Origin of the sequence: Bartonella sp. TS82HLJMH, assembly GCF_042193495.1 — a bacterium.
In the GTDB taxonomy this organism is placed as follows: domain Bacteria; phylum Pseudomonadota; class Alphaproteobacteria; order Rhizobiales; family Rhizobiaceae; genus Bartonella; species Bartonella grahamii.
This window is the reverse complement of sequence record NZ_JBHILU010000107.1, coordinates 1-552: the sequence shown is the minus strand read 5'-3', so window position 1 is coordinate 552 and position 552 is coordinate 1. Positions and strand designations below refer to the sequence as shown.

Genomic DNA, 552 nt, shown 5'->3' with positions numbered 1-552 from the left:
GGCATTTCACTGAATTCGAATGATAGTCTCTCTCTTCATTCTGGAAATAATGTTTCCATTCATTCAAGTGGACTAAAGCATAACGGCACCAATATTGGAAACAGCCATGTTCATGGTGGTGTTTCCCCTGGTGGCTCGATGACAGGAGGTCCCAATTGAACAGTGGAATGGACCGTACAACAGGAAAGCCATTAACCGGCATTGATCATTTACGCCAATCAATCCTTGATATTTTGTCAACGCGGATTGGTTCGCGTGTAATGCGGCGTGATTATGGTTCACATGTTGCAGAACTCATTGATGCTCCAGTGAATAATGCTTTTGCTGTTGCTCTTTATGCTGCTGTTGCTGAGGCTTTAGACAAGTGGGAACCGCGTTTTAAATTGAAAAAAATTGATTTTAAATGGGGTGAGGCTGGACAAGTTTCTTTGTCCTTTGAAGGCATTTATTTGCCATCCGGCAAGCCCATTACCATGGAAGGATTATTGATAAAATGAATGGAGTGCTTGCAAAACCCGAAATCATCACAGAACTTTCTTTTGAGGAAATACG

General features: G+C 42.0%; 1 protein-coding gene and 1 pseudogene. Both read left to right on the top strand.

Translation table 11 applies throughout. From position 1 onward, the window contains the following. Positions 1–159 (top strand): annotated as a pseudogene (locus tag ACFIKO_RS09510) (phage baseplate assembly protein V); the annotation flags it as partial. Next, entirely contained in the window at positions 156–497 is a 342-nt protein-coding gene (locus ACFIKO_RS09505) for a GPW/gp25 family protein (protein WP_375673934.1), read from the top strand. The pseudogene ACFIKO_RS09510 and the gene ACFIKO_RS09505, both read left to right, overlap by 4 nt. Positions 498–552: the final 55 nt, after the last annotated feature.